Genomic DNA, 2,893 nt, shown 5'->3' on the forward strand with positions numbered 1-2,893 from the left:
AAAAAAGTGGCCCGGCCCGCGCTGAGACGAGACGTGGTGGATTACGTGGTGAGCCACGACGGATTGACGATGAGGCGAGTCCTGGCGAGTCCTGCGGGCAAGTTCTTTCGCGGTATCTTCATTGCAAGGCGCATCGGTGAGGGCTCAGTTCTTCGAAGTCGACCATTCTACTTGCCCTCCACTAATGCGACAGAACCGACTGCTGGGATGGCTGGAGCAACCTGGCGTGACGGGCATATCAACCAGGCTCAGCGACTACCTGCTGCGGCCCGGGTTTTTCGCTCAATCCGACTGATATTGTTATTTTAAATCAGTATCTTAGTCAAAGATGTGGCGGATTTTTATGAATCCCGGTCAACCCTCTAAAACGGTCGTGATCAGATACTTACAATTCAGCTTCAATTCCTGGCGACCAAGGGCGGTCGCTTAATTTATTATGTCCGATTAGTTGTCGATTGGAGCGTAATGCAATTTTTGATTCTTTGTACGCATTAATTAATGCAATACACTAGTGATTTTCACAAAAATTATCCGCTAGTGTGCATTGAATTTGTGCATTTTTTCATCAGTCAAAAAAAGTTTGACTGATGAAATTTTTTGTTGATATTCTTCATCAGCAATACAAATTAATTATTACAAAAACCAAACAAAGAAATATTTTTGTAAAAAAGCACCGAGAGGACATTTCAAAACAATCCGGCCGCGAAGTGTTTATTGATATTTTTCCAATCACTAATTAAATTTATTAGGAGTACATTGCAATGGAAAATCATGCAAATGGAGTGCCGCTTGTTTCAAGGCGTGGACGTCTCTTCACGGCACTAACTTTGGCTTTCGGTGTACAGACAGTTTCGATCGCTGCGCCGACACAAAGTGCATCTGGTCCTTCTTGGGTGATGACTCGTACCCATGCAGCCAATACTCTTGGCGCGACATTCGACGGTAACGCAACGGATCAGGAGCCCGTATCGATTGCCATTTCATTAAAATTGCGTAATGAAAGTGCCATGAATAATTATATTCATGAACTATATCGACGCGGTAGTTCGTCATATCACCATTTCTTGAGCAATCAAGAAAGCACGGCAGCTTACGCGCCGACACTGAAGCAGGCTCAGGCCGTGGCGGATTATTTGACCAAACAAGGCTTCGCCAATGTGCAAATCGCACCAAATAATCTGGTGGTAACCGCCGATGGTACGGTCGGTGCAGCACGCAATGCATTTCGTACAGAAATCGCACACTATACTCGCAACGGCCATAGCGGCATCGCTAACACCACGGATGTCCAGATTCCGGCGGCATTAAGTGGGCAGGTCGATCATGTGCTTGGTCTTCAGACACTACACAAGGTCCGCACTTTCTCGGTCGAACACCCTGCCTATCTCACAACGACCTCGGGTAAGCCCGCATATGCGCCGCAAGAGTTCGCTACGGTCTATCACGCCGGGACGACGCCAGCCGCTACCAATACGACGGTCGCGATCATCGGTTGGGGTAGTATGACCAATGCGGTCAACGATCTGACCAACATGGAAACGAGTCAAAAACTAACCGCGGTGCCGACCGCAATCGTATCGACCTCGACCGCGAGCAGTAACGACGATACGGGCCAAGGTGAATGGGGTATGGATGCACAGGCAATCGTCGGCATAAGTGGAGGGGTCAAGAAACTGATTTTCTATACATCTGGAGGTAACGCGACCTACAACTGGTTGAGCGGGAAATACAACTCAACGGGAAATACCAACGCTTCTCTGCTATCCGTTATCAATAAGGCCGTCAGTGACAACTCCGCCAAGGTAATCAATATGTCCTGGGGTTTGCCCGAGTGTGACGGCGTACCTAGCTGGGCAGACTCCGCATTCAAGCTTGGTGTGACGCAGGGTCAGACATTCGTCGCGGCAACTGGCGATAATGGGACCTATTCTTGTCTGAACACGGACGGCTCAGCCCCTGAGAACGGCTCCTACAGTACCAACAAAGCCCTCTCGGTGAATTATCCAGCCAGTTCACCCTATGTCGTGGCAGTCGGCGGCACCACACTGAATACCAGTACGTCTGATGCCTACATTTCGGAGGCAGTGTGGCCTTATAGCGGAGGGGGTGTCAGCGGCTCGGAACCTACTCCAAGTTGGCAATCGAGCACCTATCTTAATCGCGAACTGCCAGACCTTGCATTCGATGCTGATTGGACGAATTCGGGTATCGCCATGTATTTGACGCAGAGTACAACCTCGGGCATCGCGAAATCGCAGTTCGGCTATGTGAACGGCGGCACTAGTTTGGCCGCACCGCTATTTGTCGGCGCTTGGGCCCGCTTGGAATCCGCGAACAACAATGGCATGGGGTTTGCCGCTCCGGCGATCTATACATATGCCAGTACGTTCCCGTTCCATGACGTTACCACCGGCAACAATGGCTACTACTCGGCTACGGCAGGTCGCGACAATGCAACAGGCTGGGGCAGTTTCGACATCCAGGCGGTAAACGACTTTATTGCGGCCAACCCTGGTTTTATCAAATCCACCAATACTCCCCCGAACTGATACAACTGGTCGCTAGTTTTCCGATGTGCTCGAATTTGTCTGCGAGCCGCACCAGGACTGAAGTTCCGGCCGGAGTAGCACGATCGGCAAACGTTTAGATCTCTGAGCGCAGCGAATGACGATAACCCCATGCCCGCAGCCAATTCCAACGAAATTGGGCCTGGCGCAGTTTGAGCCAGTTGTCTTGCCACATCTCAGCGTGGGCCGTCGCGGACCACCGCCCACGCTGAATCTGCCTACGCGGTTCAACAACCTGCTCGAAGTGCTTGTTGACGGCGACGTAAAAGCGCGGGTAAATGACGACGGAAGGTTGAGAGAGTTGCTCAACGAACAAGGGGCCGTGA

Annotated in this window: 2 protein-coding genes; one reads left to right on the top strand and one right to left on the bottom strand. The window is 50.8% G+C overall.

The window, feature by feature from the left end; all coding sequences use genetic code 11:
• Positions 1–761: 761 nt before the first annotated feature.
• Positions 762–2,549, top strand: coding sequence for a S53 family peptidase (locus RZR99_RS32485; protein WP_323123782.1), 1,788 nt, complete (start codon positions 762–764; stop codon positions 2,547–2,549).
• Positions 2,550–2,643: 94 nt separating this feature from the next.
• Here RZR99_RS32485 and RZR99_RS32490 read toward each other — a convergent pair.
• Positions 2,644–2,893 (bottom strand): hypothetical protein (locus RZR99_RS32490; protein WP_323123783.1); only part of this gene is annotated, 250 nt, incomplete at its 5' end.

This window comes from Burkholderia alba, assembly GCF_034721475.1.
Classification (GTDB): Bacteria; Pseudomonadota; Gammaproteobacteria; order Burkholderiales; family Burkholderiaceae; genus Burkholderia; species Burkholderia alba.